The sequence below is a fragment of the Chryseobacterium capnotolerans genome (assembly GCF_021278965.1).
GTDB classification, from domain to species: Bacteria; Bacteroidota; Bacteroidia; order Flavobacteriales; family Weeksellaceae; genus Chryseobacterium; species Chryseobacterium capnotolerans.
This window is the reverse complement of sequence record NZ_CP065589.1, coordinates 3,687,949-3,713,972: the sequence shown is the minus strand read 5'-3', so window position 1 is coordinate 3,713,972 and position 26,024 is coordinate 3,687,949. Positions and strand designations below refer to the sequence as shown.

Annotated in this window: 25 protein-coding genes; 14 read left to right on the top strand and 11 right to left on the bottom strand. The window is 35.3% G+C overall.

Annotated elements, in window-relative coordinates; translation table 11 throughout:
- The gene (locus tag H5J24_RS17790; RefSeq protein WP_068939518.1) at positions 1-807 is read right to left on the bottom strand and encodes a lysophospholipid acyltransferase family protein; all 807 of its coding nucleotides are present in this window, start codon (positions 805-807) and stop codon (positions 1-3) included.
- Positions 808-834: 27 nt separating this feature from the next.
- On the bottom strand, positions 835-1,464 hold the full coding sequence (locus tag H5J24_RS17785; RefSeq protein WP_068939516.1) for an NUDIX hydrolase: 630 nt from the start codon (positions 1,462-1,464) through the stop codon (positions 835-837).
- A 406-nt stretch (positions 1,465-1,870) separates the two neighbouring features.
- Here H5J24_RS17785 and H5J24_RS17780 point away from each other — a divergent pair, with 406 nt between their 5' ends.
- The 7 genes from H5J24_RS17780 to H5J24_RS17750 all read left to right on the top strand — a co-directional run bounded on the left by H5J24_RS17780 (position 1,871) and on the right by H5J24_RS17750 (position 7,331).
- Positions 1,871-2,689, top strand: coding sequence for a hypothetical protein (locus H5J24_RS17780; RefSeq protein ID WP_068939514.1), 819 nt, complete (start codon positions 1,871-1,873; stop codon positions 2,687-2,689).
- Positions 2,690-2,802: 113 nt separating this feature from the next.
- Positions 2,803-3,246, top strand: a complete 444-nt coding sequence (locus H5J24_RS17775; RefSeq protein WP_232815744.1) for a hypothetical protein — start codon at positions 2,803-2,805, stop codon at positions 3,244-3,246.
- Positions 3,247-3,255: 9 nt separating this feature from the next.
- A complete protein-coding gene (locus H5J24_RS17770; RefSeq protein WP_232815743.1) occupies positions 3,256-3,507 on the top strand; it encodes a hypothetical protein in 252 nt (83 codons plus the stop codon).
- Positions 3,508-3,566: 59 nt separating this feature from the next.
- Entirely contained in the window at positions 3,567-3,992 is a 426-nt protein-coding gene (locus tag H5J24_RS17765; protein ID WP_232815742.1) for a CsgE family curli-type amyloid fiber assembly protein, read from the top strand.
- A gap of 11 nt (positions 3,993-4,003) precedes the next feature.
- On the top strand, positions 4,004-4,414 hold the full coding sequence (locus H5J24_RS17760; protein WP_068939510.1) for a curli production assembly/transport component CsgF: 411 nt from the start codon (positions 4,004-4,006) through the stop codon (positions 4,412-4,414).
- Positions 4,415-4,440: 26 nt separating this feature from the next.
- Positions 4,441-5,808, top strand: a complete 1,368-nt coding sequence (locus H5J24_RS17755) for a CsgG/HfaB family protein (protein ID WP_068939509.1) — start codon at positions 4,441-4,443, stop codon at positions 5,806-5,808.
- 11 nt (positions 5,809-5,819) lie between these two features.
- On the top strand, positions 5,820-7,331 hold the full coding sequence (locus tag H5J24_RS17750) for a carboxypeptidase-like regulatory domain-containing protein (protein WP_068939507.1): 1,512 nt from the start codon (positions 5,820-5,822) through the stop codon (positions 7,329-7,331).
- 254 nt (positions 7,332-7,585) lie between these two features.
- Here H5J24_RS17750 and H5J24_RS17745 read toward each other — a convergent pair whose 3' ends face one another.
- From H5J24_RS17745 to H5J24_RS17710, 9 genes are all read right to left on the bottom strand, one after another.
- Positions 7,586-8,233: a response regulator transcription factor gene (locus tag H5J24_RS17745; protein ID WP_068940099.1), complete on the bottom strand. Its 648-nt coding sequence runs from the start codon at positions 8,231-8,233 to the stop codon at positions 7,586-7,588.
- Positions 8,234-8,462: 229 nt separating this feature from the next.
- Entirely contained in the window at positions 8,463-8,930 is a 468-nt protein-coding gene (locus H5J24_RS17740) for an OsmC family protein (protein ID WP_068939505.1), read from the bottom strand.
- Between the two features lie 190 nt (positions 8,931-9,120).
- Complete coding sequence (locus tag H5J24_RS17735) at positions 9,121-10,515, bottom strand: T9SS type A sorting domain-containing protein (RefSeq protein ID WP_068939503.1); 1,395 nt, start codon at positions 10,513-10,515, stop codon at positions 9,121-9,123.
- Between the two features lie 10 nt (positions 10,516-10,525).
- Positions 10,526-10,672 (bottom strand): T9SS type A sorting domain-containing protein, encoded by a 147-nt coding sequence (locus H5J24_RS26240; protein ID WP_429832702.1) that lies wholly within the window; start codon positions 10,670-10,672, stop codon positions 10,526-10,528.
- Positions 10,673-10,713: 41 nt separating this feature from the next.
- On the bottom strand, positions 10,714-11,919 hold the full coding sequence (locus H5J24_RS17730; RefSeq protein WP_232815741.1) for an NHL repeat-containing protein: 1,206 nt from the start codon (positions 11,917-11,919) through the stop codon (positions 10,714-10,716).
- Between the two features lie 91 nt (positions 11,920-12,010).
- A complete protein-coding gene (locus H5J24_RS17725; RefSeq protein ID WP_068939497.1) occupies positions 12,011-13,414 on the bottom strand; it encodes a T9SS type A sorting domain-containing protein in 1,404 nt (467 codons plus the stop codon).
- Between the two features lie 78 nt (positions 13,415-13,492).
- Positions 13,493-15,055 carry an Rne/Rng family ribonuclease gene (locus tag H5J24_RS17720; protein WP_068939494.1) on the bottom strand — a complete coding sequence of 521 codons (1,563 nt, stop codon included), beginning with the start codon at positions 15,053-15,055 and terminating at the stop codon, positions 13,493-13,495.
- Positions 15,056-15,423: 368 nt separating this feature from the next.
- Positions 15,424-15,714, bottom strand: a complete 291-nt coding sequence (locus H5J24_RS17715; RefSeq protein WP_002984212.1) for an HU family DNA-binding protein — start codon at positions 15,712-15,714, stop codon at positions 15,424-15,426.
- A 262-nt stretch (positions 15,715-15,976) separates the two neighbouring features.
- On the bottom strand, positions 15,977-16,648 hold the full coding sequence (locus tag H5J24_RS17710; protein WP_068939492.1) for a response regulator transcription factor: 672 nt from the start codon (positions 16,646-16,648) through the stop codon (positions 15,977-15,979).
- Positions 16,649-16,852: 204 nt separating this feature from the next.
- Between H5J24_RS17710 and tssO the strand changes: the two genes are divergently transcribed.
- From tssO to H5J24_RS17675, 7 genes are all read left to right on the top strand, one after another.
- The gene (gene tssO / locus H5J24_RS17705) at positions 16,853-17,362 is read left to right on the top strand and encodes a type VI secretion system TssO (protein ID WP_228407557.1); all 510 of its coding nucleotides are present in this window, start codon (positions 16,853-16,855) and stop codon (positions 17,360-17,362) included.
- 12 nt (positions 17,363-17,374) lie between these two features.
- The gene (locus tag H5J24_RS17700; protein WP_068939488.1) at positions 17,375-17,902 is read left to right on the top strand and encodes a type VI secretion system transmembrane protein TssO; all 528 of its coding nucleotides are present in this window, start codon (positions 17,375-17,377) and stop codon (positions 17,900-17,902) included.
- A 51-nt stretch (positions 17,903-17,953) separates the two neighbouring features.
- The gene (locus tag H5J24_RS17695) at positions 17,954-18,865 is read left to right on the top strand and encodes a PKD domain-containing protein (protein WP_068939487.1); all 912 of its coding nucleotides are present in this window, start codon (positions 17,954-17,956) and stop codon (positions 18,863-18,865) included.
- Positions 18,866-18,912: 47 nt separating this feature from the next.
- Positions 18,913-21,318, top strand: a complete 2,406-nt coding sequence (gene tssR, locus H5J24_RS17690) for a type VI secretion system protein TssR domain-containing protein (RefSeq protein WP_068939481.1) — start codon at positions 18,913-18,915, stop codon at positions 21,316-21,318.
- 415 nt (positions 21,319-21,733) lie between these two features.
- Entirely contained in the window at positions 21,734-22,141 is a 408-nt protein-coding gene (tssD, locus tag H5J24_RS17685; protein ID WP_068939475.1) for a type VI secretion system tube protein TssD, read from the top strand.
- A gap of 168 nt (positions 22,142-22,309) precedes the next feature.
- Complete coding sequence (locus H5J24_RS17680; protein ID WP_068939473.1) at positions 22,310-24,241, top strand: type VI secretion system Vgr family protein; 1,932 nt, start codon at positions 22,310-22,312, stop codon at positions 24,239-24,241.
- A gap of 63 nt (positions 24,242-24,304) precedes the next feature.
- Positions 24,305-26,020: a hypothetical protein gene (locus H5J24_RS17675; RefSeq protein WP_141395611.1), complete on the top strand. Its 1,716-nt coding sequence runs from the start codon at positions 24,305-24,307 to the stop codon at positions 26,018-26,020.
- Positions 26,021-26,024 lie beyond the last annotated feature (4 nt).

Sequence of the window (26,024 nt, the reverse complement as noted above, 5' to 3'; positions counted from 1 at the left end):
TTAATTATTTGAGTCCTTTTGTTCTAATTTTTTAGCTTTAAGTTCTTCATCATAATTGTGTAATAGATTGAAATCTTCAGTCTGCTCAATAGCAGTCATGATCTTCAATAAGATTTCCGGTGCTTTTTCATTATCATAATCAATATCCAGAGGAGCTTTGAATTCCATGGTAGGTTTTACACCGGTTACCTTTACACGAAGTCCTTTTTTATCGAATGCTCTTCTGAATCCGTTGATCTTGATTGGGATCACAATAGGACGCTGGTTTTTGACCAATTTGGCGGTTCCTCTTCGTCCCTGGGCAAAGGCAGATGTAGTTCCCTGAGGAAAGGTAGCTACCCAGCCATTATCCAATGCTTTCATGATATTGTCTACCTCACTCATGTCTACCATTCTGTTGACATTTTTACCCTCTGCTCTCCAGGTTCTTTTTACTGTTACTGCACCGGCGATCTTAAAGATTTTAGGAAGAATACCTTTATTCATGGTTTCTTCTGCCGCCACATAGTAAAAATCGATCTTTGGATTCAGCAGGTAGATCGGGTTCTTAATCGTATTTAAATATCCATTATTTACAGCGCAGAAAGCATGGTACATTGCAGCTACATCAGCAAAATAGGTCTGATGGTTAGATACAAACAATACATTGGAATCCGGAAGATCCACAAGGTGCTCTGTTCCGGTTATTTTTAACTTATTAAAGCCATTAAACCTTCTGTAGGATACGACTCCTAAAATAAAAATAATAAACCTTTTTAAAAAATAAGGTGTTCCGAATGCATCGGTGAATATATTTTTCTTCGCCATTTTTTAATTAAACACGGTAGTGCAAAGTTACATTTTTTTCAGCAACTGGCTGAATTCACTTAATATCATTGCTGTAGCACCCCAGATAATATATCCGTTGAAATTGATGACAGGAACTTCTTGTCCGCCGGCAGTTGGAAGTGCCATAATTTCAGGGGTGTCTGACAGGTTTAAAAAAGAAGTGATCGGAAATTCAATAGTTTCCACCGCTTCAGTCTGCTGGAGAACGAAGAGAGGATTCTTTTTAGTATACGAAATATAGGGATATACATAAAAATTACTAGGTGGAATATAGATTGGAGACATTTCTCTTATAATTCTCACATAATGCTTGTCTATGCCAATTTCTTCGGAGGTTTCACGAACTGCAGTTTCTGCAAAATCCTGATCCATCTCTTCACGTTTTCCACCGGGTAATGAGATCTGTCCGCTATGTCTGTCATGCTCATTAATGGTTCTTTGGATCAAAGGAAAATACCACTCATTGTTTTTAAGATATAATACAATGTTAACGGCTGCAAACTTGGGATTTTTTGCCAATACTTCATCATATGTAAAAACCGGGCGGTAGGGAGGAGAGAATACTCCATGGGCTGGTTCGCCGGGAAGCTCTACACTTTTTATTTTCCTTAATAAATCTTTTCCAAAATTTTCCATAGCTCAAATTTAACAATATATTCCTGAAGAACTAAGCGCCTTAACATTAATTAACCAATGAGGAGGATAATAGTCAATTTTGTTTCTCAAGTAAATGGTTAATATTGGTGGCTGGCTCTTACCTCAACCGGCAACATCAAACATCAATAGTCAATTTTGCTTCGCAAGTGAATGGGGAAAGTGGCTGACTATAAAAATTGACGAGCGCAGCGAATTGACTATTCACCATTGATATTCTATATACCGTATTTCTACGTAACTGAAATCCGTGATGTGTTAAATACCAAAAACCGTTAGCTTAGAAACTGTAAATAGTGACTTTTACAATTTACACTTTGATGGTGGTTTTTCACTTGGATGTAGCGTATACCTTTGTCTTACTATTAACCAATTAATTTTTACTAAGATGAAAAATTTACTTACAGGTGTGTTTACACTAATTGCCATGAGTTTTGGTTTTGCTCAGTCTAATATTGATGTGACTACCCAAATAGGAAACCTGAACGTTGCTACTGTAGACCAGACAGGTCTTTTGAACATGAATTCTTTAACACAGAATGGGAACCGTAATACCGCGGATATTGATCAGGTAGGTATCATCAATATGAATACTGCAGTGAGTAATGGAAACAGAAACTCGATAGATGTAGATCAAATTGGTATCGGAAACTCAAATAATGTGAGCCAGACAGGGAACAGAAATGATGCTTCAACCTGGCAGCTAGGTCTTTTTAATTCAACTCAACAAATTCAGCTTGGAAGAAGAAATGATGCTTCTTCAGTACAAATAGGTCTTGGTAATGGAGTATTTCAATATCAGGACGGTAGAAGAAATGATGCTTCTGCTATTCAGGTAGGTAGTGGTAACATGGCTTATCAAGTCCAAGTAGGAAGAAGAAATGAAGCAGATGCGCTTCAGTTAGGTGCTAATAATCTGCTTGTTCAATATCAGGCTGGTGATGATAACACTGCTAACCACTCTCAATTAGGCAGCAGTAATATCGCCCTTGCAGCTCAGGTAGGTGATGATAACACTGCTGTTGGACTACAGGTAGGTAATGCCAACCAGTTATATCAAGTTCAATTAGGAGATTCTAATACAGCTGTTGATTTTCAGGCAGGTAATGGAAACTTTACTTGGGTAACTCAAACTGGTGATGCTCATGTTCATATTGGTACTCAGGTGGGTAACGGAAACTCAATGATTGTAAATCAATCGAACTAAGTTATTTTTTATAATACTGTAATCTTTAAATTGGAAAGGAGGAGCTACAGGTGTGGGTTCTCCTTTTTGATCTAAAGATTGAAGATCCAGGAAAATCATAACGATATTGATTGATGCCGGATATAAAAATGTTCTTTAATTTAAATATCAATGCCATGTTCACCTTAAAATGGAGTGTTTTAGCTCTTTGTATGGTATTGCCACTGCAGGCTCAGGAAATCGACTGGGATAAGGTCAACAGTAATACAGTCTTTAATCTTATAACCAGACAGAATATGGAGATGAATACCGGTTACTCTTCCAATATTGTTCAGATGGGTGACTATAACAATGCAGAACTTTCTCTTAACAACAAAACCATTATTACTGTAAGTCAGCTAGGTGACTATAACGCTCTTTATTTTATCAATTCATTCACAGATAAGGAAACCAAAGCTGCCATTATTACGCAAGGAAGTAATAATATTATTGATGTTACGGGAAGCAATAGCATTTCAGACGGAATTCAGATCAACGTAAGGGGAGATAATAGAACCGTTTTTATGCGAAATTATTAAAAAACACAAATGATGAAACCCTTATCTATCCTGAGTTTACATACTTTTTTTGTCTTCCTGTTTATATTGGGTTATGGGCAGGAGGATAAAAAAGTAACAGCAAGAATTGAGAGCTCTACACTAGAAAACCAGATCAAAATAAAGGCTGTAGTTGTGAATAATACAGCTGTTTATAAAGAACTAAATTATCTTTTGCTATCGATAAAAAAGGAAATGGAGGAAACCTTTCCAACAATCAGCAAAGTGGTAAGTTTTCTGTAAATCCTAATGAAGTAAAGGTCTTATCTGAGATCAGTGTAAATCTTGAATCAAAAGATGCTTTGAAAGCTTTCCTTTATATCAGAGATGAAGAATCCAAGACTTTAGTAGCAAAAGACAGCCTTGAACTCAATAGTGATCTTTTTAGAAAGAAGACGGCAGCTAAAATAGAAGATGATGCTGTTTATGAACTTAAAGGACTTACCATTGATGAAACCAAAACCAAGGTAGGAAAGGACTTTTATGATATGTTCTACATCCAATACAGCCAGCTTCCTGATAAGAGTTCAAGTGCTATTACGATTTCTGAACTTCCTCTTCGTGGAACAAGCGGTCAGATTAATATCCAGATAGATGAAAAGGTTATTTACAGTTTTATGACCAATCCCGGAGAAGATTATCTAAAAGAACAATTAGCTTTCAGCTTAAAATATATCAAAGAATTTACAGCAAAGAAAAATCTTATAAAAAATGAATTTATCTATTAAAAACGTCCGTCATGAAAACTTTTGTTATTCTATTAATGTGTGTTGCGGGTATTTTCTTAGGGAAATCACAGCAACTCGTTTATAAGCCGGTAAACCCAGCCTTCGGGGGAGATACTTTTAATTATCAATGGCTTTTAAGCTCAGCCAATGCACAGAATCCGTTTGATGAAAAAAACGATTACAGCAACCTGCTTGATAAGGTGAATTCCCTTGATAGTTTTACTCAGAGTCTCAACAGACAAATCCTTAGTGAGCTTTCAAGAAAACTTTTTGATGAGCAGTTTGGAGATGGAAATATAAAACCCGGTAACTACCTTTTTGGATCCCTTTACCTTCAGATTACCAATACCAATCAGGGACTTTTGATTAATATTTTAGATACCGGTACAGGCGATCAGTCCGAGATCGTAATTCCAAAATAAAATAAAAAACTTAAACCAAACTTATCATGAGAACTTACACTTATACCAGAATCTTTTTCTGTAGTTTCATGCTATGTGTCTTACAGGCTTGTAGTTCAATATTCGGCTTACCTTCAGATCCCGAAAAGCCAACAATGGGAGAGGTAACAGCTTCCACTGCAGAACTAAAGAAACTTCCTCTGCCTAAAGAAAAAATAGTGGTAGGGGTTTATAAATTCAGAGATCAGACCGGCCAGTACAAACCTTCTGAAAATGGTAACAACTGGAGTACTGCGGTTCCCCAGGGTACAACAACCATTCTTATTAAAGCACTTGAAGATAGCCGCTGGTTTATTCCTATTGAAAGAGAAAATATAGCCAATCTGCTCAATGAAAGACAAATCATCCGTTCCACACGTCAGGAATATATAAAGGATGCAGATAAAAATACTCAATCACTTCCTCCGCTTCTATACGCCGGAATTCTTTTGGAAGGAGGAGTCATTTCCTATGACAGCAATATCCTTACAGGCGGCCTTGGAGCCCGTTATTTTGGAATTGGGGCTTCCACCCAATACCGCCAGGATAGAATTACCATTTATCTACGAGCCGTTTCCACTCTTAATGGAGAAATTCTTAAAACGGTTTATATTTCCAAAACCATTCTTTCCACCAGTGTAAACGGTAGTGTGTTCAGATATGTAGATACAGAAAGACTGCTGGAGGGTGAAGTTGGATTTACTCAAAACGAACCCATCCAATTGGCCGTTACCGAAGCTATCGAAAAAGCCGTAAAATCTCTTATTATAGAAGGGATTCAGGATAAAATATGGGGAAAAGCCATAGACGATAGTACAGCCGGTTATCAGTCTTTAATTAATGAATATAATAAAGAGCAGGACCATAATGATGGAAGAGTGATCGGTAACAAATATCCTGAAAATTACAGACAAAAAGTTTCAGTCTTTGCCCAGGTGGAAGCTCAGAAGGTTAAAGATGATTATGTAAATCCTAAAATGAATATAGGAGGAAAGGTAGGGTTCAAATATTTTCTGAGTCCCAATTTTAATGTTGAAGTCAATGGGAATTATTTTACCCTTGAAAATGAAAATATTATCAAAAGAAACTACTTCGGTCCTGAAGTGAACCTGGAATACATTCTTTTTCCGAAATACAGATTCAGTCCATACGTGTATGGTGGGGCAGGAGCCTTGTACTCTAAATATAAACCTCAATACAAAGGGCAGTTCGGAGGCGGGATTGAATATATGATCGATCATAATTTTTCATTGAGAGCCTCTGCACAATACGATCTTGGATTTAAAGATGATTGGGAAGGACTTGTTAACGGAAAAAGAAAAGATCAGGCCTTGCGTTTTGGATTGGGAATCAACTTTTACCTTGGAAACAAATAAAAACATGAATTATGAAAACCTTAATCAAAATACTCAGCATATTCCTCCTATTTTTTTGTCTGTTTTCATGTAATGAAGACCTTGTAGAACAAGCTCAGACAGGAATGCTAAAAGGAAAAGTAGTGAAAAGAGGGAGCAATGTACCCCTTGCTAATGTAAAGATCTTTACCAATCCCACAACGCAAACGGTGTTCAGTGGTACTGACGGGTCTTTCGAAATTGCAGCAATGCCGGTAGGTAATTATTCTGTAAAAGCTGAACTTTCAGGATATATTACAAGTTTTCAGTCTGTAAACATGCAGAATCAAAATCAGGTGGTCACCGTAGTATTTGAAATGGATGATGATACTTCATTAAATTCGCCGCCTACCGCACCGCAGCTTCTTAGTCCGATAGATAATGCGGTCAATCAGCCATTAAATGTTGAACTTACCTGGAGCGCAACAGATCCGGATACAGCAGATGTATTAAAATATAGTTTAACAATTAAAAATAATCTTGACACTAATGTGATTCAGGTTAATGATTTGAAAGTGAATCATTATACACTTTCAAATCTGAAGTTTGGTGTAAGTTACTTCTGGCAGGTGTCTGTTTCGGACGGCATTCACCAGCCAGTTTTAAGCCAGACCAGTAAGTTTACAACCAATACGGTTCCGGCTAACCGATATCATTATGTGAGAAAACTGAATGGTAACTTTGTCATCATGTCAAGCGATGAGCAGGGAAATAATTTTCAGTTCACAGATTCTTCTTATAACAGCTGGCGGCCACGGAAAAATAATAATGCAGGTCTCATTGCCTTTCTCAGAACTGAAGGTGGTAGTACCCATATTTACACCGCCAATCCAGATGGATCCAATCCTTTTAAAGTCACTACAGTTCCTGTTGCCGGCTTCAATACCTATGAAATGGATTTTGCCTGGAGTACCAATGGTAAGGAAATTATTTATTCCAACTTTAATAAATTATATAGGATCAATAAAGACGGAAGCGGCCTGATGCTGGTCTATACAACTCCGGACGGAAGTATGATTTCAGAATGTGACTGGAGCTACGACGGAAGTAAAATAGCCATAAAAACCAATGACTATAATGGCTATAATACAAATATATATGTCATAGATATGATGGGAAATATTCTTAAAACGGTATTGTCTGGCGCTGCCGGAGCTAGTGGAGGTCTTAATTTTTCTGTAGACGGGCAGCTTCTTCTTTTTACCAGGGATCTGTCAGGATACCAGGATGGAAGTGGAAATTATCGCCAGCTGGATTCTCATATCTTCATCTATAATTTAACAGATAATACCGTAAATGATATTTCTGCTGAAAGCGAAAAAGTCATGGGAACCAATGATCTGGACCCAAGATTTTCACCCAACAATGCCCAGGTCATCTTTATGAATACCTCCAATGATAATATCTCACAAAGAAACGTGATGGTAATAGATCTGAATAGTAGTTTGACAGACCTTTCAAGATCTACGCTGTTCAGTAACGGCGAAATGCCAGACTATGAGTAGGAGAGGATAGATTACATTTAAAACAAAGAAAGTCAATAGTGAATTTTGCTTCACAAGTGAATAGAGAATTTTTCATGGTATACAAAAATTGACGAGCGAAGCGAATTGTTCATTCACTATTGACTTCTAAAATCTCTATATTAATAATCAGTTGTTTGCCTATCTTTTTATTAATAGGAATTTGGGAGCAGGCAAAAAAAATTCCAGATCTTAGGGTCTGGAATTTTTCAGGTTAATCATTTGGCGAAATTCAATCAGTCTACAATATGATTTTCAATAGCATATTTTACGACGCCCGCAGTGTTTTTTACGTTGAGTTTCAAAAGAATTTTTTTTCGATGTGTTTCTACCGTATTGATACTTATAAATAGTTTTTCAGAGATGTCTTTGCTGCTGAAGCCCTCACAGATTAGCTGGAGTATTTCCATTTCACGGCGGGTAAGAGGATCTCTGATATGGAAATTTCGTTTGTGCTGTTCATTACTAATGAAGCTCAGCATTCTTTCCTTAGCGTGGTCACAAATATAAATTTCGTTCAATAATAAAGCATTAATAGCTTTTAGAAATTCATCATACTTGCAGTTTTTATCCAGATAGCTTTTAATACCTTTATTGAAAAGCTTTCTGATATCTATTACATCATAGCAGCTGCCAATGATGATAATTTTGATATGAGGATGCTCTGTGATGATATTTTCTACAGATTTACATATTTCAGTAAGCATGAGGATGTTGGAACTCATGACAAGCATTTCAGTAGGCTTGTCTTTTAATTGTTTGTAGAGCATTTCTAAGGAATTACAGATATCTATTGTATTGAAAATTTTGCTCTGCATTAGTAATCTTGATAAACCTTCTGTATATAACATGGGTTCGTCAAAAATGGTTAATCTTGGTTTCATCATGGTTTGTTTTATTTATATAAAAATATGAAAAAAACTTAACATAATGAATAAATTTGATAAATAATTTAGATTTTATATGAATATTATAGTAATAAAATGTTATTTTTATTGATTATTTGTTAAATAAATCTCTTTTTGTTGAATTTTGATCCTTAAACTTAGAGTTATTGCAGCTCGATGTTTAATATTAAAGGCGTTTTGGAGTGTTTTTATAAAAATCTTTTTTTTATTTAACTAACACTTTGGGGATATGTTTTACCATGCAGTTAACCGAATTGGCAATAAAACAAAACTCATTGGCTTTATGATGAAGTTCTTGGGCTTTTTCTATCATAGATGGTTCAGAAACGGTGACAATAGGGTATAATGTTACCTCTGTGAAATGTCCGCTGCCATTTGCCGTTTCTTCCATAATCCCAGTAGCTTCATCTATATAATTGGTAACAATAATACCTTCCGCAGAACAAAAATGAAGATACCAAAGCATATGACATGAAGAAAGTGAAGAAAGAAATAGCTCTTCCGGATTGTGTTTTGTTTTATCTCCCCGAAATGCCGGATCAGATGAACCTTCAATAACAACTTTATTGTCTGCTGAAATGGTGTGGCTTCTCTCATAATCTCTATAGCCGCTGGTTCCGGTTCCTTTGTTTCCCGTCCATTGAATAGTGGTTTTGTAGTAATGGTTTTTCATAATTAAAAGATAAAAGATAAAAGATAAAAGATAAAAGATATTGTTATTAAATTCAATAGGGGTGAGTTTTAGTCTACTTGAAATATATAGAATAAATCCAATGATTTTAGCCCAAACTTAAAAAGTATAGGGTGTCTTTACGCTTTAGGCTAAGGTAATAAAAAACCTCTGGTAAAAACCAGAGGCTGTATTAATTCTTAATCAACTTCCTGATGGTGAAACTTCCATTTTCAAAAGTAACTTTAGCCATATAAACTCCTTTAGGTAAATCTGAAACAGATGAACCGGATTCTTTGATGATTTTTATAGCTTTTCCTTCAGAAGAACAGATTTCAATTTGGCTCACTTTCTCCTTTGACTGATAAACCAAATTTTGTTTAACAGGATTTTCAAAAGAAATACTGTTATTCATTTTTTTGATATCTTTTGTAGATAATGTGCCGTTGCTATGGAGGTATTTCACAATGTATCCATTTCCTCTTATGATGATACTGTTATTATTAATAAACATTTCCTCCACATCAGAATCTGTTTGTAAATAATTGTTAAAAATAGGGTCTATTGAACCGTTTTGAGAGAGTTTTGAAATTAAATTATTTGGAGAGCCAGTTCCTCCAAGATAGTAAGAGCCGTCCTTTTCGGTAATACTTTGAATCCATGAACCGCCATTTAAGCCGGAGTTTGTATTTGGAATATAATTAAATGTATTATCAAGTGTTCCATCTGGATTTATTCTTAGAAGCTTATCCTCTGAGTTTAGGGAGAAAAGAATTTTATGGTTACTATCTACATATACAGCACTCGTACCACCATATCCATAGCCATTAATGTCAAGCAATGCTACAGTACCATTGTTTCCAAAATTTGTTATTGGCTGTCCATCTGGATTAAATTTTTGAATAAATCCACCGTCACTGCTGAAGCATATAATATTAGATTGATTGTCTGTCCTTACAAATGTTCTGCCTGCAGGGCTTCCTTTTGTCGCTGCATAACTATTGCTGCCAAAAGAGTTGTCTAAACTTCCATTGGAATTTAATCTGAGAATTACATGCTGATGTTGAACGTTTTGAACGTACTTGATTGCGTGAACAAGGATTTTGTCATTCTGTAAAATAATTCCATGGGAAGCGTAATTTTGGTCAGGGACCAGTGAAGGGACCAGTACAGTACCATTGGTTCCGAAATTGGAATCTAGCTGCCCATTAGGAAGTATTCTTGATATGGTCGCTGCATCAGTATTTGTGAAACCAAAAACTACGAGTTTTCCATCTGTTTGTATTTTAACTTCATTCAGGTAACTATTGTTGGGTAGCGGAACCGTTCCGTTGATTCCAAAGGCTGTATCCAGAACTCCGCTGACTGTAAGTTTTGATAAATAAGATTCAGTAACATTAGGACCTGGGTAATTGTTCACGTTATGAGTAAGGTAAATTTGACCACTAGAATCCTGAACTGTTGACCAGGTAAAGTTACCAGGTAATGTAAATATTCCATTTGATGCAAAGCTTGGATCCTTAGAAATAATCTGTGCAAAAGCACTTTGTACCGCAAAAAGCAGTACTAGAAATAAATTTTTAGTCATTTGTTTTTTATTAATTTTTTATAAGTTTTTTTGTGATATTGTTTCCGTTTTCAAAAGTGACTGTAGCTATATAAATTCCTTTAGGCAAGTCTGAAACAGAAGTGTTGGATTCTTTGGTGACTTTTAGGAGCTTCCCGCTCGCAGAAAAGATTTCAATTTTAGCTACTTTATCCGGGGTTTTATAAACCAGGTTTTGGCTTACAGGATTTTCAAAAGCAATATTGTTATTTCTTTTTTGATTTCTTTAGTGGTAAGTGTTGCGTTGTTTATGATATATTTGACAATATGTGAATTTCCAATTGTAATAATACTGTTGTTATTGACAACCATATCAACAATGCCTGCTAGATTAAGATCTGATTCAGAATAATAACTGAAGCTGGGATCTATATTCCCGTTCTGGGTAAGTCTCGAAATAAATGATGTATGAGGAAAATCTACCTCACCACTTCCGCTGATATAGTAGTAACCATCTTTTTCAGTAATGTTTAATATCCATGCCCCTCCATTAATACCTGAATAGGCAGGCAGATTATAATTAAAAGTAGGGTCATGGGTACCATCCGGATTAATTCTGAACATTTCACCCAGAAGAGTTGAATATACGATCTTATTATTGCTGTCCATCATTACTGCACCTGCAAAGTTTAATCCTGAAGACATCTGTAAAACACCATTATTTCCAAAACCTGTTATGGGATGTCCATCGGGATTGAATTTCTCCATAATTCCACTATTAGTAAGTGTTATGATATTAGATTGGCTGTCAGTCATTACAAATGATCCGTCAGACCATGTACCTTGGGTAAATACAGAGCCGCCGGTTCCAAAAGTAGGATCTATAATTCCGTCATTGCTTAATCTGTACATTCTGTGCTTATAAATCTGTCCATTTGAACTATCAATTCCATGCACAATTATTTTATTGTTTTGAAGTACAATCCCATAAGAACGATCATTCCCATCAGTATACAGAGTGGGGATTGTTGAAGTTCCATTGCTTCCAAAACTAGTATCAGGTAGTCCGTTAGGAAACATCTTTGTTACGTGGGCTCCTGCTTCAGAAAAACCAAGAGTCAAAAGCTTTCCATCAGATAGCTTTTTTAGTTGGCTATTGTTTGCATAATAAGGGAGTTGAATAGTTCCATTACTTCCAAAAGCCGAATCTACAGCTCCGTTTGCAGTGAGCTTAGTTAAAAAAGATTCTCTAAGCCCAGTTGTAGCATTTGCTTTATCATAAGTGAAAAAAATACTGCCATCGGAATTTTGAACAATTCTGGACCATGCCATATTTTCTGTCATAGAATAAATACCGCTGACTGCAAAAGTCTGATCTTTAGAAATAATTTGTGCAAAAGCAGTTTGTACTGCCAGAAGCAGTATTAGAAATAAATTTTTAGTCATTTTGTTTGAGTTTTTATGTTATTGTTTGGAGATTTGTTCTCTTTGTTGTTTTATAGTTATAGTTTTTGAGTAAACGATTGAAAATTATTTTTTAATTCTTTATTATTTTTCTTGAAGTTTCCTTTCCATTGGTAAATCTGATCTTTAGCATATAAACTCCGGTCGGAAGCACTGATACATCTGAGTTATTATCTTTTACAGTATTGAGAAGCCTGCCCTCTGAAGAATAAATCTCTATAGATTGCACAGTCTCTTTTGTCTCATAGACTAAATTTTGCTTCATTGGATTTTCAAACGAAATTCCAGTTTTGCTGGCTTTAGAAAAATCTGCGGTAGTCAAAGTAGTGTTGTTATTTAACAGAAATTTAAAAATCTGGTTTCCTCTTGTTGCAATAATACTTCCATCATTGATAATCATGTTTCCTATAAATAAAGGACCTACTGCATTTTCTGAATAATAATTAAAAGCAGGATCTACAGAGCCTGTTGGAGTAAGTTTGGAAATTACAAAGGTTTCTCCACTTGGACCTGTAATCCCGGAAATATAATAATTTCCATTTCTCTCAAAAAGAGAAAGTGATAAATCTCCATCGTTAAAAGGTGGTTGTGTATTATCAAATATAAAAGAATTATCGCGGCTGCCATTGGGATTGAGTCTGAAAATTTCTTTGTTTATATTAGCACATACAATATAATTATTATTGTCCAAAAAAGCGGAATTGATAGCTCCAGGGCTTGATGGGAATGCTGCAACACCATTGTTTCCAAAAGATGAAAACACCTGTCCGTTGGGATCATATTTTTCTAAGGCGCCATAAGGATATGAATTGCTGCTGCCGGTAAGGCTTATAATATTGGATTGATTATCCAGAAAAACATATTTTGCTTTGGTATTAATGGAACCGCTATTTCCAAAAGTTTGATCTATAGAGCCATTTTCATGTAATCTGTAAACCAGCGAATAATCTAAAAGATGATAATTATTGTCGAAAGCATTGCCGTAGATAATGATTTTGTTGTTCTGTATGTAGAATCCAAAGTTATCTACATTGAGGCTCATTCCGATATAAGGAATTTTAGCTGTTCCATTAGTTCCAAAAGCAGAGTCTATCTGCCCATTGGGAAAAATTCTTGTGATGGCTGTACCGTCTTCATAGAAACCTAGCATAATAAGTTTGCCGTCAGCCTGTTTTTTTAGAGTGGAGGGGTAGCCGGATGAAGCGTAAGGAATACTTACTTCCCCACTGGTTCCGAAAGACGTATTTATTGTTCCGTTGGAGTTCAGCTTAGATAATACAACTTCCGTAGTTGCACTTTGTTTTATATAGGTAAAGTAAAGGCTTCCGTCTGAATCTTGAAGAATGTTAGTGGAATAAGAATGAGATGCTCCTGCAATAGTATATTTCCCATTAGAAGCGAAACTGTTATCATAAGAGATGATTTGGGCAGAAATACCCTGAGCTGCCAAGGCAGCCAGTAATAGATTTTTTTTCATTTTGTTTGAGTTTTCTGTTGTTTTTTCAAATATAATAAAAAAAACCTCCAGTAAAAACTGAAGGTTTTAAATTTTGTCTTAATTAGAAAATTCTATCAATTCTTCTTTTTTGGAATTGTAAATTTTGTATTCTAAATATTTAAAAGAATCCCTTGGTACAATGGTTACCCATTTTTTATACTTCATGAACCATTTCATTTGGATGCTTTTAAGGAGGCCTTTTGTTAAATAGGCTTCTACGAATGGATGTACATGCAGGTAGATTTTTCCTTTCTCTTTCTGCAGGATGTTTCTTAACGTTTCACCCATTCTTTCCACGATCACAATAGGAGCTACAATTTCTCCGTCTTTGTTCGGGTTTTCTTCTTTGGTTTCGATCTGTTTTTCCGGACGGTTTCTTTGTCTGGTAATCTGGATCAGACCAAATTTACTTGGAGGAAGGATTTTGTGGCGGGCTTTGTCGCGCTTCATTTCCTCTTTTAGGTGTTCATAGAGCTCTCTTCTGTGCTCTGAGTTGGGCATGTCGATGAAATCGATCACAATGATACCTCCCATATCGCGGAGGCGGAGCTGTCTGGCAATCTCTGTGGCTGCCATTTTGTTGACTTTAAGAGCGTGTTCTTTATTAACAGCAGTTCCGGTAGTAATATTATTTCCGGAGTTAACGTCTACGACGTGCAGGGCTTCTGTATGTTCAATAACAAGATAAGCACCCTTGGAGCTTGGTATGTTTACATGTTTTCCGAAGCTCTGTTTAAGCTGTTTTTCAACATTGTAATATTCCAGAAGTGGAATATGAGAATCATAAAACTGGACAATGTTTTTCTTTTCAGGGGCAATTACTTCAACGTAATTGGTCATTTCATTTACCATTTGCTCATCATCACAGATGATATTCACGAAATCCTGATTGAAATTGTCTCTTAAAATAGCTGAAGCTTTATCTTCTTCGCTTAAAACTTTAGACGGAACTTTATTTCTCTGGATATTTTTAAAAGTGCTTTCCCATTTCTGAATCAGCTGATTCATATCATTATGAAGGTCGGCCACCTTTTTTCCTTCGGCTACAGTTCTGATAATAACTCCAAAACCTTCAGGCTTAATGCTGTCGATTAGAGTTCTTAATCTTTCTTTTTCCTCAGAACTTTTAATCTTTTTGGAAATCGAAACTTTATTATCGAATGGAATTAAAACCAAAAAACGTCCTGTCAGTGAAACCTGGGTAGAAATCCTTGGGCCTTTTGTAGAAATAGGCTCCTTGGTAATTTGTAAAAGAACAAGATCGTCTTTTGCAATGACTTTGTCTACCGTTCCGTTTTTATCTATTTCGGGCTGTATCTCGAAATTTTTTAAGCTTGAAGAGTTTTGTTTTTTAGAGATCGTATCTTTTAAAAACTTTCTGTAGGTAAGATATTGTGGTCCCAGATCCTGATAATGTAGGAATGCATCCTTGTCATATCCTATATTGACGAATGCTGCATTCAGGTTGGGAGCCAGCTTTTTTACTCTTCCAATAAACAGATCTCCAACTATAAAATCGCTTTTGTCCTCTTGCTCATGAAGTTCACATAGTCTTCCGTCTTCCAGCAGTGCAATCTTTGTAAGATCATCTTCATGCGAAACTATTAGTTCTTTCTTCATTTTGTTATCAGATAAAAATTGTTAAGATTTTAGGAAATTGGTATTGTTCTAGATTAATTCATCTATTAAATATAAGGATTTAGAATGAAAACCATTATATTTTTATTAAAATAATATTTGAAACCATCCGTTTTCCGCGGAATCTTATAGTTGCAAACAAAAATATAGTCAGTGAACTTTAAAAATTTAAAACCACCAACTATATTATTATATTGTAAATCTCGAGAAAAAGAGATTATTTTTTCTTATGTCTGTTCGCTCTTCTTCTTTTCTTTCTTTTGTGAGTCGCAACCTTGTGTCTTTTTCTTTTCTTTCCGCTTGGCATAATTTTAATTTTTTAGTAACTAGTTAATATTCAGTTAATGTTCTTATTTTACTGCAACTTTCGTTTTTACTTTCTCTACAAAAGACTTTGAAGGTTTGAAAGCAGGAATGTTATGAGCAGGAATCTCAATCGCAGTGTTTTTAGAAATATTTCTTCCTGTTTTAGCAGCTCTTGTTTTAATGATAAAAGATCCAAAACCTCTCAGATAAACGTTATCCCCATTATACATAGAAGTTCTGATCTCCTGCATAAAAGCTTCTACAACTTTCTGTGTTTCATTCTTTTCTGTTCCCAACTTATTTGAGATGGTGTTTACCAATTCTGCCTTTGTCATTTCCTTATTTTAATTTTAAATTTTAGGTGTGCAAATTTAGTTAAAAAAATTGAATACTAGCAAATTAGTGGCAAAATATTTTTATTCAAATAGTTGAGCAATTAATGTATATCCTATGTTAACGCAGGTTGATGATAATTTAATAATAAAATAATATTATAGAATTTTGATAAAAATCCACCAGAAATAGAAAAAAATATGAAACACGTAACAGTAAATTTATCAGTGCTTTCTGTTATATGTTTTCCGGATTTTCTAACTCCTACATACTGGAATTGTAGTACCCATTTTCTACACAAAAACGGATAAGATGAAGTTTGGTTTTCAATCCCAGTTTTTCGGTTAGACGGTTGATGTAAGTGTCAATCGTTCTTGTACTCAGGTTTAGTTTTTCTGCAATTTCTTTATTACTGAAACCTTCATAACAGAATCTCATCAGTTGTATCTCAGCCGGTGAAAGCTCTTCCTGTCCTTTCTTTTGCCTGTCCATATATTCCTGTACGGCAAGTGGCTGTTGTTCCCATTCTTTTGAATAGGCCTCATAGTCGAACTCATCAGAAGCGATACTCCCTTTAATGATATCCTTAATAATAGTACTGTTTTTCTGACAGTAATAGAGGTTGGGTATTCTCGACAGAATTTCAGCCATATCCTCCTGGTAAGTTCCGGAATAAGTGATAATAGGCGTTTCTGCGTTGTTTTTCCTTATATATTTAATTGCTTCAATTCCGCTCAATACCGGCATAAACAGTTCTATGATAAATACATCTTCCTGTCTTCTGTAAATTCGGTTCACAAGCTCGTGGCCATTGTTACAGTCGTTCAATAGCATATAGAAAGGATTTTCCATAAGTGTTTTGATCATTATTTTTTTAAAATAAAAATCACTGTCTGCTATAGAAAAACGCACGGTATTAGATAATATTTTACTCATTCTTAATATCGATTTGGCGAATGATATTTAAAATTCAGAGGCCTAATTTATGAAAAACTTATTAAAGTTAAAATTAATATTAATTTAAACCGGGATTTCACGAAACCAGAGCGGGGAAAATACGTATTGTGCATAAAAAAATTTTTTTATACTTTCACAGGCCAAACAAATCGCAAATATATGTCTTCTAACAGGGAAAAAAAATTGAACAAATCTGACGTCAGAACGGGCATTTGGAAGTTTATCCTTTCATTTGTTGTTTTGTCTATGGTATCCTTTAGCTGTTTATATCTCTTCTTCAAGAGCTATGATATACAGCGTGAAGGGATAAGTCGTGAAGCTGAAGCTTATAAAGAATTAATGCGTCGAAGTGATATGCTGAAGGAAAATGTGGATGAAATTTATGAGAAAATGACCCAGCTTGATCTGAACAAGGTGGAAAATGAGGCTTTTCTAAGAACCAATATCATGGATAACGTAGGAAATGTGAAAAGTATTATGGGAAAAGACAGTATCACAAGCTTTAAACATTACTCTACATTAATGAAACAGATCGGGCCTATGCTTACGTTGAAGACCAAGATTATTGGTGTAGAATACAAAAAGAAAACAGTTCTCAGAGATCTGGATGAATGTATGGGCAAAGTGAGCCGTGCCAATAATGAGCTTAGAAAAGATCCTACAAGAAATTTTACAGGAGGTAGAAGAAGATAAAAAGATAAAGATATGCAAGGACAAATTACACTATCTAAAAAGGAAAGGCATTATCAGTTTTTTTATTTAATACTGATGCTTTTAACTGCCATGATATTTCTGGGAGTTATCTTTTTAAAAGGATTTGAATCGCCGTTTTCTGACGAAGATGTAAGAGGAATTCAGAATCTAGAACAAAAGGCTGAGTTTGAACAGCACCAGAAAATAATTCTTCCTATCATGGACAGTGCTTACACCATGATTAGCAAGCTTACTGATGAGGCTCCACAACCTTTTGTGGAAAATAATATCTTTGTGGGGGTTAATGATCTGAATGATTATTTTAAGCGTCATGATAATATTGTTGATATCCGAAAAGATGCTTATCCCCAGATTGCCAAATTCTATAAGATGTACTTTGACGATAAAAAAGTAATCTCCACCACTTCAGAAGATATCAAAAGATTTGAAAAGCAGGTAGAAGAGTGCAGGATAGGATTTAAAGATAAACAGGATAAGATTTATCAACGTCAGAGTGAGTTGAAGGCTCGTACCCAATAAACGAACAATGAATTTAGGAACTATAAATAAAACACATCACAATTATTAACTATGAATTATTTTCAAAAGAACAAAAAGAACATTATTATCGGTGTTATTGCAACATTGCTCATAGCAGCCCTGGTTGCTCTTTGGTTGCAGAAAAAAGTGATCCATTCTGCTGATGATATTGTTGGAGTAGTCTATCCATCTAATTTGTCGGTAGGAGATACCCTTTTATTTGAAGATAAAACCCAGTTTGCAAAAACCAAAAGATGGAATTTTGGAGACGGAACAACTTCTGATAAAAATAGTGGGATTCACTTCTATAATAAACCTGGATATTATCAGGTAAGTTTGATTGTTGACAACAAGTACACCAAATCATTCCCAGTAATGGTTTCTGCAAGAGGTATCAAACAAGCGAAAGACAGTACAAAATCCAAAACAACTATTGAAGCTCAGGTTCAGGCAATGCAGAATGAGAACGTACAGTTCCGTGCTATATCTGATGCGAAAGACTTTGCATGGAAATTTGGAGAGACAGGAAATACGGATGCTAAAGAGAAAATGGCAATCTACGCTTATAAAAAGCCGGGAGATTATGTAGTAACTCTTTACACTGAGCAAAGCCAGGAGCCTATCTACCATCATATCAAAATTCTTCCTGCTTACAACCCTTTGGAACAGGAAGAAGTTTCTGTAGAGGATTCTTACGCAAAAGTTGACAATGATTTCAAATATCATTTACAGCAGATTGCCAACGGAAACAGTTTCAATATGCACTATAACTATCTGTTGAAAACTTATTTGTGTAATAATGAGAATACAGTAGTAAAAGTAAATGACAGTAAAGTAAATAACTTCTACATGTACTGTGCAGGTCTTCAGTTTGATAAAAATACGGTCATTCAGACTGTGAAGGTGAATTTAGATGATACACAGAACTGTGTAACGAAAGTAGATATAAACCAAAGCAAATAATACCATTCGGTTCACCGGATGTACCAATCATAAAAAGATAAAATAGGATGAAAAATAAATTTCCTCTAGCAGCATATTATATAGGATTATCAGTATTACTGACGAGTTGCCAGGTAAAGCTTCCGTCAAAAAAAACACCTGAACCTTCTCAATATGGACAGGTAGATAATTCAACAGTTGTCAACGGTTATCCTAAAAAATCCGTTCCATGGATCGTTATTTCAGACAGATCAAGAAATACGGCTTATTTGGATAAAGATGATGAAAAATCATATAAAGAAGTGAAGTTTCTAGAGCCCTTAATGGTTCTGAAGCATAGAGACGGAATGGTAAAGGTAGCAGAATATGTGCCGGATGCCTTAATGAAAAAAGTCTCCTCAAAATCTATTAAAACCTATGGTTGGATCCATGAATCTGACCTGCTTTTATGGAATCATTCCCTAAAGAGCGAAAAAACAGGATATCCTGTAAGAGTAGCAGTAGTGCCTAATAACAGTGAAGTTATCAGAAATGCTGAAAGATACTACAAAAATGACTCTATTATGGTGTTCAATTCACCAAGCCTTATTGAGGCTGCTAATGTTAAAATTCCTAATGGGCAGATGGTGTATGTTTACAAGCAGGCTGAAAATAATAAAAGATTCCTGGTAGGTAAAAAACCATCTGTAGACATCGACAGCATTGGAAAAGGCCTTTACGGATGGGTGAGTTCCAACGTAATTTCTACATGGGGTGAGCGTTCAGCAATCAAGCTTAAAAATACTACGGGAATTACTGAAACAGAACTTGGAGTACGTGAAGGGTACCCAGGCGCAACAGGTTCAGATGCAGAGAACAGAACGGCTATTCTTCTTACAGATGTAAATAAGAGAAAGCCCCTGGAAAATATCTTTCCGGTAGTTCTGCCTCTCAATGAAACTCCAACTCCGGACTCTAAAACAAAGTATTTTACCAATATTCTTGATTATAGTAAAAATTATGTCTTTAATGTTTTAGGAGAGCCTATCTACTTCGACCGTTATAAAGAGATTACAGATAGAGATAAAAACATTAATATTGTTTTTGCATTGGATATAAGTGCTGGAAATGCACCTTATGCACCTATTGTAAAATCATTATTACAGGATCTTCAGCTTAGATTTGAAAAACCTTCATATTTCAATAATGTAAAATACGGAGTGGTTTTATATAAAAACAACCCTTGTGGTACCAATACAGCAGTTTCTAATCTAAGTGCAGATTACAGTAAGATTACGACGTTTATTGATCAGAAAACGAATGAAATGAACTGTGCCAGCAATAATGGTTATCAACCGGTAGGGGAAGCTCTTACTGCGGCAGGAAATCTTCTTTCCAATGTTCCGGATGAAACCAATATTGTAGTTACTGTAGGAACTTCTGCTAACCAAAGCGGAAACATGTACAGCGTTATTGGTTCCCTTACTCAGGCTCAGGCGAGATTGATTATGTTCCAGACCAGTGCAAGATCTTCAGATACTTACAATGATTTTGTATTAATGGCTGAAAATGTAGTAACCAATACAGCTAAAAATATTGCTGAGCTTAAAAAGCAAAAGATCATCAATCAATCTGATGTTCTTACCAAAAACAATTTCAGCCTGGTAGAAGGTGATGAAGGCTTCTTCTCTTTAGCTTACCCTAAGCAGAGTATGTCTCAGGGATTTGTAATCTTCCCTAAAAAAGGAGATGTAGCAACCCCTGGATTCCTGAAGAAATCAGTAGACAGCCTTATTGCACAGGTTACTTTGGACAATCAGAATGTTGATAAATCCCTAAATGCCTATTTCCACTCCTCTGTAGGGGCAGGAAAAACTGATGTGGATTTGAAATATAAATACTTGTATCCAGGGCTTACCAATCCTGTTTCTGCAGGAATTGCAGCACAGTTGATTAATTATGGAAATCCATTCCTTGTAAAAGGGTATTTACCAAAAGAACTGAAAGAAATTACTCCGAGTATAGAAAAAGGAATCCTTATCTCTGAGTCGGAATTTGATAATCTTAAAGCATTCTATTCGGAAGTATACAGAAATACAGAGCCAGATAAACCAGGCTTCAGTCAGTCAAAAGCGATCAAGGAATATGTAAGACTGTTAAAGAAATACAATCCAACGATCAAATTCCTGGATAAGGGAGATCTTTATGAATTACCAATGTCTTATGCGATTGGAATGAGTACAGGATTTGATCTTTCCGAAGAAGAGATCCTGGCTAAGTATAAGCTTAAAGGATGGAAAAAATCAAAAATAGTTCGTAATGAAACAGTAAGAACTTATTTCCACCACTATAAAGACTTAGCAGAAAGAATGCTGAATCACAGAAATAATCCGGCAGTGAAGATCCAGCAAAACGGACAGACGTTCTATTGGCTGAGCGAGTTCTTTACTCCAACGATGACTCAAACAGAAGCTCCGGAATATACTAAACATTAATGGTTAGTTTTATCATAATAAAAGCAGAAGTAAGCTTACTTCTGCTTTTTTATTGCAGAAATTTCTAATGAGTATTTTCATAGTATTTAAAACAGAAATTTTTCTTCTAACTTTCTGATGTAAAATCTTGAGATAAAATCTTAGACTTTTGAATATATGGGGATCTGTTATTTCTCGTTTAAGTGTAAAAGTCTGTTTTTCTCATTAATTAGGGATAAAGCTTAAAATGCTTTATTAATGCGAGTTATGAGATTGTTTATAAATCCAATGTCGTAGAATTACTACAAAAAGTCGTAGAACTACTACAATTTTTCAAATTTATGGTGAAAAGTTTTTTTTAGCGGAAAAGACCCTTTATATTTGCTACACAATCACTGAATCACAAAATATTACTAACGGTTAAAATTTACAAATCATGGCAGAAAGAAATTCGAGAGGAATCTTAAAATTCAACAACGGAGAAGGTCAGAAATTATTGAAAATGAACTACAGCGTGTCAAGATCTACTGACGTATCAGGACGTGTAGCATCAGACCCTTCTAACGCATTAATCAAGGTTACAGTAGAAGCTACTGAAAAATCAGATATCTTAGAAAGTTTACTGAACGGAAAATATAAGCCAACAGTAGGAGAAATTACTTTCAACAAATCTCACGAAGAAGGAACATTAATCACTTTGAACTGGCAAAATGGATACGTTATCCAACACCAGGTGGAATTTGATGCTGTAGACAGCAACAGTATGTTCATTAGCTTTGTGATAAGTGCTGAGACCATCAGTTATGGTAACTCTGAGTATGCTGGACTTTGGCCAACAAGCTAAAACTACTACACATTATCAACATTCATACAAAAAAAGACTGTCCACTTTGAAGACGGTCTTTTTTTGCCTGACATAAAAAAAATATTGATTAATTATTCATATCTCATTGATATGATGACTATTTCGTAAAATATTGCTATCTTTAATACAAAACTAAACACAAAGCATATGAAAACCGAAACAAAGACAAAGGGTTCTTCTTTCCGTCCATCACAGAATGCTGATGGGATATCTGAAAACCATCATGCAGGGATCAACCGGTTGGTAAAGCTTTCGCTGGTTGTGGAGGGAAAAATTATTAAGTATTACAAACATTTCACGCTTAAGCAAAAAGCGAGTAACCACCACGAATTTAGTCTTACCCTTGCTCATGATGCATTGGGTGACAGGCAAAGCCATACCCTTGAGGAAGCCAATAAATTTTTGGGAAAACGCCTTACCGCGATTATTTCCTATAAAGACATTGATAACAGTCCCGAAAGAAATTTTGTAGGATTGATTACCAAGGTAGGATTCAGCCAGGAAAAAATGAGTCTTGGAAATATTGTGCTTTCAGGATACAGCCCAACCATTCTATTGGATGGTGCTCCGCATATCCAGAGTTTTGGAGGCGCACAGCCCGTTAATATGGGAATCATTGCTGAAGAAGTAATAAAACAGGGAATTGATAAAGGCCGCTTTGATATCAGAGTGGATACCAACGATTATTCTCAGATCATCTACAGCAGCCAATACAACGAGACCCATTATAACTATCTCGCAAGAATGGCGGAAGCCTATGGTGAACAATTTTACTATGACGGAGAAGTGCTTCATTTCGGAAAACTTCCACCTCAAAACAAGCCTATAAAACTGACGTATGGCAGCAATGCTGATGATATCAGGGTAGAGCTAAAAGCTGTTCATACAAAACCGCAATATTACGGCTACAACAGCAGTAAAAATGAAAAACTGACTTCCGGTGAAACTCCAATTAACCATTTGGGAGATCTGGCGAAAACAGCCTACAGCCATAACGATAAAATATATAAAACTCCGGCGCTTCAGGTAGCTCCTATTAAAGCATCCACTCACTTAGACGTGGAGAACTCCCAGAGAAGTACTGCAGGAAGTGAAGCGGTAAGCGTATTTTCCGTTTCAGGTTCTACTACAGTGCCATTCCTTCATCCGGGATGTGTGGTTGATATCCACATGAGAAAACCGGATAGTAATGAAACTTCTTATTTTACCAAGGTGATGGTGACAGAGGTAACTCATGAAATTGATACCATTGGTCACTATAAAGGAAGTTTTGAATCTATAGCAGCAGATACAGGATTTTTACCAAAGCCTGAATTTACAGTACCTATTGCACAGCCTCAGATTGCAACGGTAATTGCCAATGCAGATCCTGAAGGACAGGGAAGAGTACAGGTAAGATTCGACTGGCAGATGAACGATACTACTCATTTTGTGAGAGTAATGACCCCTGATGCAGGAGGAACCGATCAAATTACCCAAAACCGTGGGTATGTAGCCATTCCAGAAGTAGGAGACCAGGTAATGGTGAATTTTGTACACAGTCATCCGGACCGTCCATTTGTAATGGGAGGAATGTTCCATGGTGGAATTGGTCTTGGCGGAGGAGTAGATAACCGGGTAAAATCTATCCAGACAAGAAGCGGGCACAGAATTGTTTTCACAGAAGATGAAAGTATCATCATCACAGATAAAAGCGGTAATGAGATCCATCTGGATACGACAGGAAGCAATATCAATATCACTGCACCGGAAACCATGACCCTGAATTGTAAGAATATGAACATCAATGTAGGTGAAAATATGACAACAACGGTAGGAATGAACAAATCAGACAGCATAGGACTGAATAATACTGAAAGTGTAGGAGCTATGAAGTTTACTTCAGTAATTGGAAATGCAAGCACATTTATTACAGGAAAACTGACAGAGATTATTGAAGGGGATGTGCTTAGCGAAACCAAGAAAGAGAGAAATGAGGTCAGTGAAAAAGATATGAATATTCAATCCGGAAAGTTTGTTCATAAACATGCCCAGGCAGAGGTACAGAACAATAGCGGAGAGAAGTCGAAAGCACATTAACCCATGAGCAGAACGAGAATCGTAAAAGGAACTTATACCAAGATTTCTCAGGAAGGCCATAGCATGTATTCCAATGCCAATATTATAACAAATGCAGGAGGAGCAATAACAGAAGCAGGATTGGAAAACGGGGTAAGTTATGGTGACCCGAAGAAACCTCCTTTTATTGAATTTGAGACAGGGGTTGAATTGTATATTGAATTTGAACCTTTACCTGCTTATAATGGTGAGTTTGGCTTTGACTGGCTTACTACAGATAGCTCTGATAACGTATTGAAAATACAGACCGACGATATAGCGAATTTGGAATTTGTTTATGATGAGGCCAAACAAGAATATGTTTCTACCAGTTCTAGTCCTGATTTAAAAAGTGGGATTAAGAAAGACTATAATAAATTTCCTTTAAAAGTACCTTACTATATTCCTTGGTTAAGCTTAATGAAGCTTAACCAGGAAATAAAGCTTAACATGATCTGTAAGCCAATAAAAGCAGGTGATGATATAAGTAAAGCTGAAATTTCTTTTGGAAAAAATGAGTGTTATGAGGTGGATATTGATGGTAAAAAGAATGAGAATATAAAATATACACCAGACGGAAAACCAAAGGAAATTACCATAAAATGTATAAAAGCTTCCAAAGACGTTGGGATTGTTGCGGTAGACAAGGAAAAAAAAGAAATTGGTAAAATTACAGCGGTTGACAATACCAAAATTTATGATTTATCAGTCAGATTGGTTTGTGTAGTAAAAGATTCTCCAAATAAAGAAACTGAGATTTCCCAATTGATTTCAGATTTTAAGACTGATAAAATAGAAGAGTATTTAAATCAAAATTCTCTTAATCAGGCATTGATAAAGACAACGGTAGAAATAGATAGTAAATATCGTATTGCTTTTGATGAAACAGCCTGGAATGGCACATTTTATAATAAAACAGGGAATTATTTTACTAACAGAAAAGATCCTGCTGGAGGCAAAGTATCATATGTTAATGATGATGGGGAGGAACAAAAAGATGCGGAATATGAACATATTTTGGATAAATTTTTAAGGGAATACAAAACAGCTTTTGAAACTGATGGTAAGAAATTTAAAGGTATTTTACTTTTTATTTCTAATATTAAAAAAGATCCTGCTGATCAAGAAGGAGGGGTAAGCAGAACAAAACCCGTGAATTTTAGAGAAGCCATAGTTTTTGCATCTAATTTGAAAGATAAATCTACGTACGCTCATGAAATTGCTCATGCATTAGGACTAGAACACTATTTTTGGCGAGATCCTGATTATACGAGAAATTTAGATGAGCTTAAGAATAATATTAAGGCAAATGAAAAGGCAATTACAGATAATAAAAATAATATAAAAACCAGTGAAAATAACATAAAGATACTTAATGATAACATAAAAATACATCAGAATAATATAAAAGAATATGAAGCGTACCAAAAAACACATCCTAATTACTATAAAGAAAATCCTAAAGTAGCAAGCTTTGTAAAAGATCAAAAAGAGAAAATTAATAAAGCTAATGAAGACATTAAAAAAGCAAAAGACAACATAAAGGATAATCAGGATACAAATAAAAAAATCGAAAAAGCATTGATAAATCAAAAAAATAATTTAGAGGTTTATAAAAGCAATAAGTATAAATTTAAAGAAAAATCCACTTTGAACATTATGGATTACTCTTCTAAAACAAATATTTATACAAAATGGCAATGGGATATAATGCAGAATGATGTAAAGTCTTATTATGGTTCAACCTCTGAAAATAAATAATTTT

Bases quoted from the DNA above. Each gene is read 5' to 3' on its own strand.
- H5J24_RS17790 (WP_068939518.1), bottom strand. From the start codon at position 807: ATGGCGAAGAAAAATATATTCACCGATGCATTCGGAACACCTTATTTT.
- H5J24_RS17785 (WP_068939516.1), bottom strand. From the start codon at position 1,464: ATGGAAAATTTTGGAAAAGATTTATTAAGGAAAATAAAAAGTGTAGAG.
- H5J24_RS17780 (WP_068939514.1), top strand. From the start codon at position 1,871: ATGAAAAATTTACTTACAGGTGTGTTTACACTAATTGCCATGAGTTTT.
- H5J24_RS17775 (WP_232815744.1), top strand. From the start codon at position 2,803: ATGCCGGATATAAAAATGTTCTTTAATTTAAATATCAATGCCATGTTC.
- H5J24_RS17770 (WP_232815743.1), top strand. From the start codon at position 3,256: ATGATGAAACCCTTATCTATCCTGAGTTTACATACTTTTTTTGTCTTC.
- H5J24_RS17760 (WP_068939510.1), top strand. From the start codon at position 4,004: ATGAAAACTTTTGTTATTCTATTAATGTGTGTTGCGGGTATTTTCTTA.
- H5J24_RS17755 (WP_068939509.1), top strand. From the start codon at position 4,441: ATGAGAACTTACACTTATACCAGAATCTTTTTCTGTAGTTTCATGCTA.
- H5J24_RS17750 (WP_068939507.1), top strand. From the start codon at position 5,820: ATGAAAACCTTAATCAAAATACTCAGCATATTCCTCCTATTTTTTTGT.
- H5J24_RS17745 (WP_068940099.1), bottom strand. From the start codon at position 8,233: ATGAAACCAAGATTAACCATTTTTGACGAACCCATGTTATATACAGAA.
- H5J24_RS17740 (WP_068939505.1), bottom strand. From the start codon at position 8,930: ATGAAAAACCATTACTACAAAACCACTATTCAATGGACGGGAAACAAA.
- H5J24_RS17735 (WP_068939503.1), bottom strand. From the start codon at position 10,515: ATGACTAAAAATTTATTTCTAGTACTGCTTTTTGCGGTACAAAGTGCT.
- H5J24_RS17730 (WP_232815741.1), bottom strand. From the start codon at position 11,919: ATGACTAAAAATTTATTTCTAATACTGCTTCTGGCAGTACAAACTGCT.
- H5J24_RS17725 (WP_068939497.1), bottom strand. From the start codon at position 13,414: ATGAAAAAAAATCTATTACTGGCTGCCTTGGCAGCTCAGGGTATTTCT.
- H5J24_RS17720 (WP_068939494.1), bottom strand. From the start codon at position 15,055: ATGAAGAAAGAACTAATAGTTTCGCATGAAGATGATCTTACAAAGATT.
- H5J24_RS17715 (WP_002984212.1), bottom strand. From the start codon at position 15,714: ATGACAAAGGCAGAATTGGTAAACACCATCTCAAATAAGTTGGGAACA.
- H5J24_RS17710 (WP_068939492.1), bottom strand. From the start codon at position 16,648: ATGAGTAAAATATTATCTAATACCGTGCGTTTTTCTATAGCAGACAGT.
- H5J24_RS17700 (WP_068939488.1), top strand. From the start codon at position 17,375: ATGCAAGGACAAATTACACTATCTAAAAAGGAAAGGCATTATCAGTTT.
- H5J24_RS17695 (WP_068939487.1), top strand. From the start codon at position 17,954: ATGAATTATTTTCAAAAGAACAAAAAGAACATTATTATCGGTGTTATT.
- tssR (WP_068939481.1), top strand. From the start codon at position 18,913: ATGAAAAATAAATTTCCTCTAGCAGCATATTATATAGGATTATCAGTA.
- tssD (WP_068939475.1), top strand. From the start codon at position 21,734: ATGGCAGAAAGAAATTCGAGAGGAATCTTAAAATTCAACAACGGAGAA.
- H5J24_RS17680 (WP_068939473.1), top strand. From the start codon at position 22,310: ATGAAAACCGAAACAAAGACAAAGGGTTCTTCTTTCCGTCCATCACAG.
- H5J24_RS17675 (WP_141395611.1), top strand. From the start codon at position 24,305: ATGTATTCCAATGCCAATATTATAACAAATGCAGGAGGAGCAATAACA.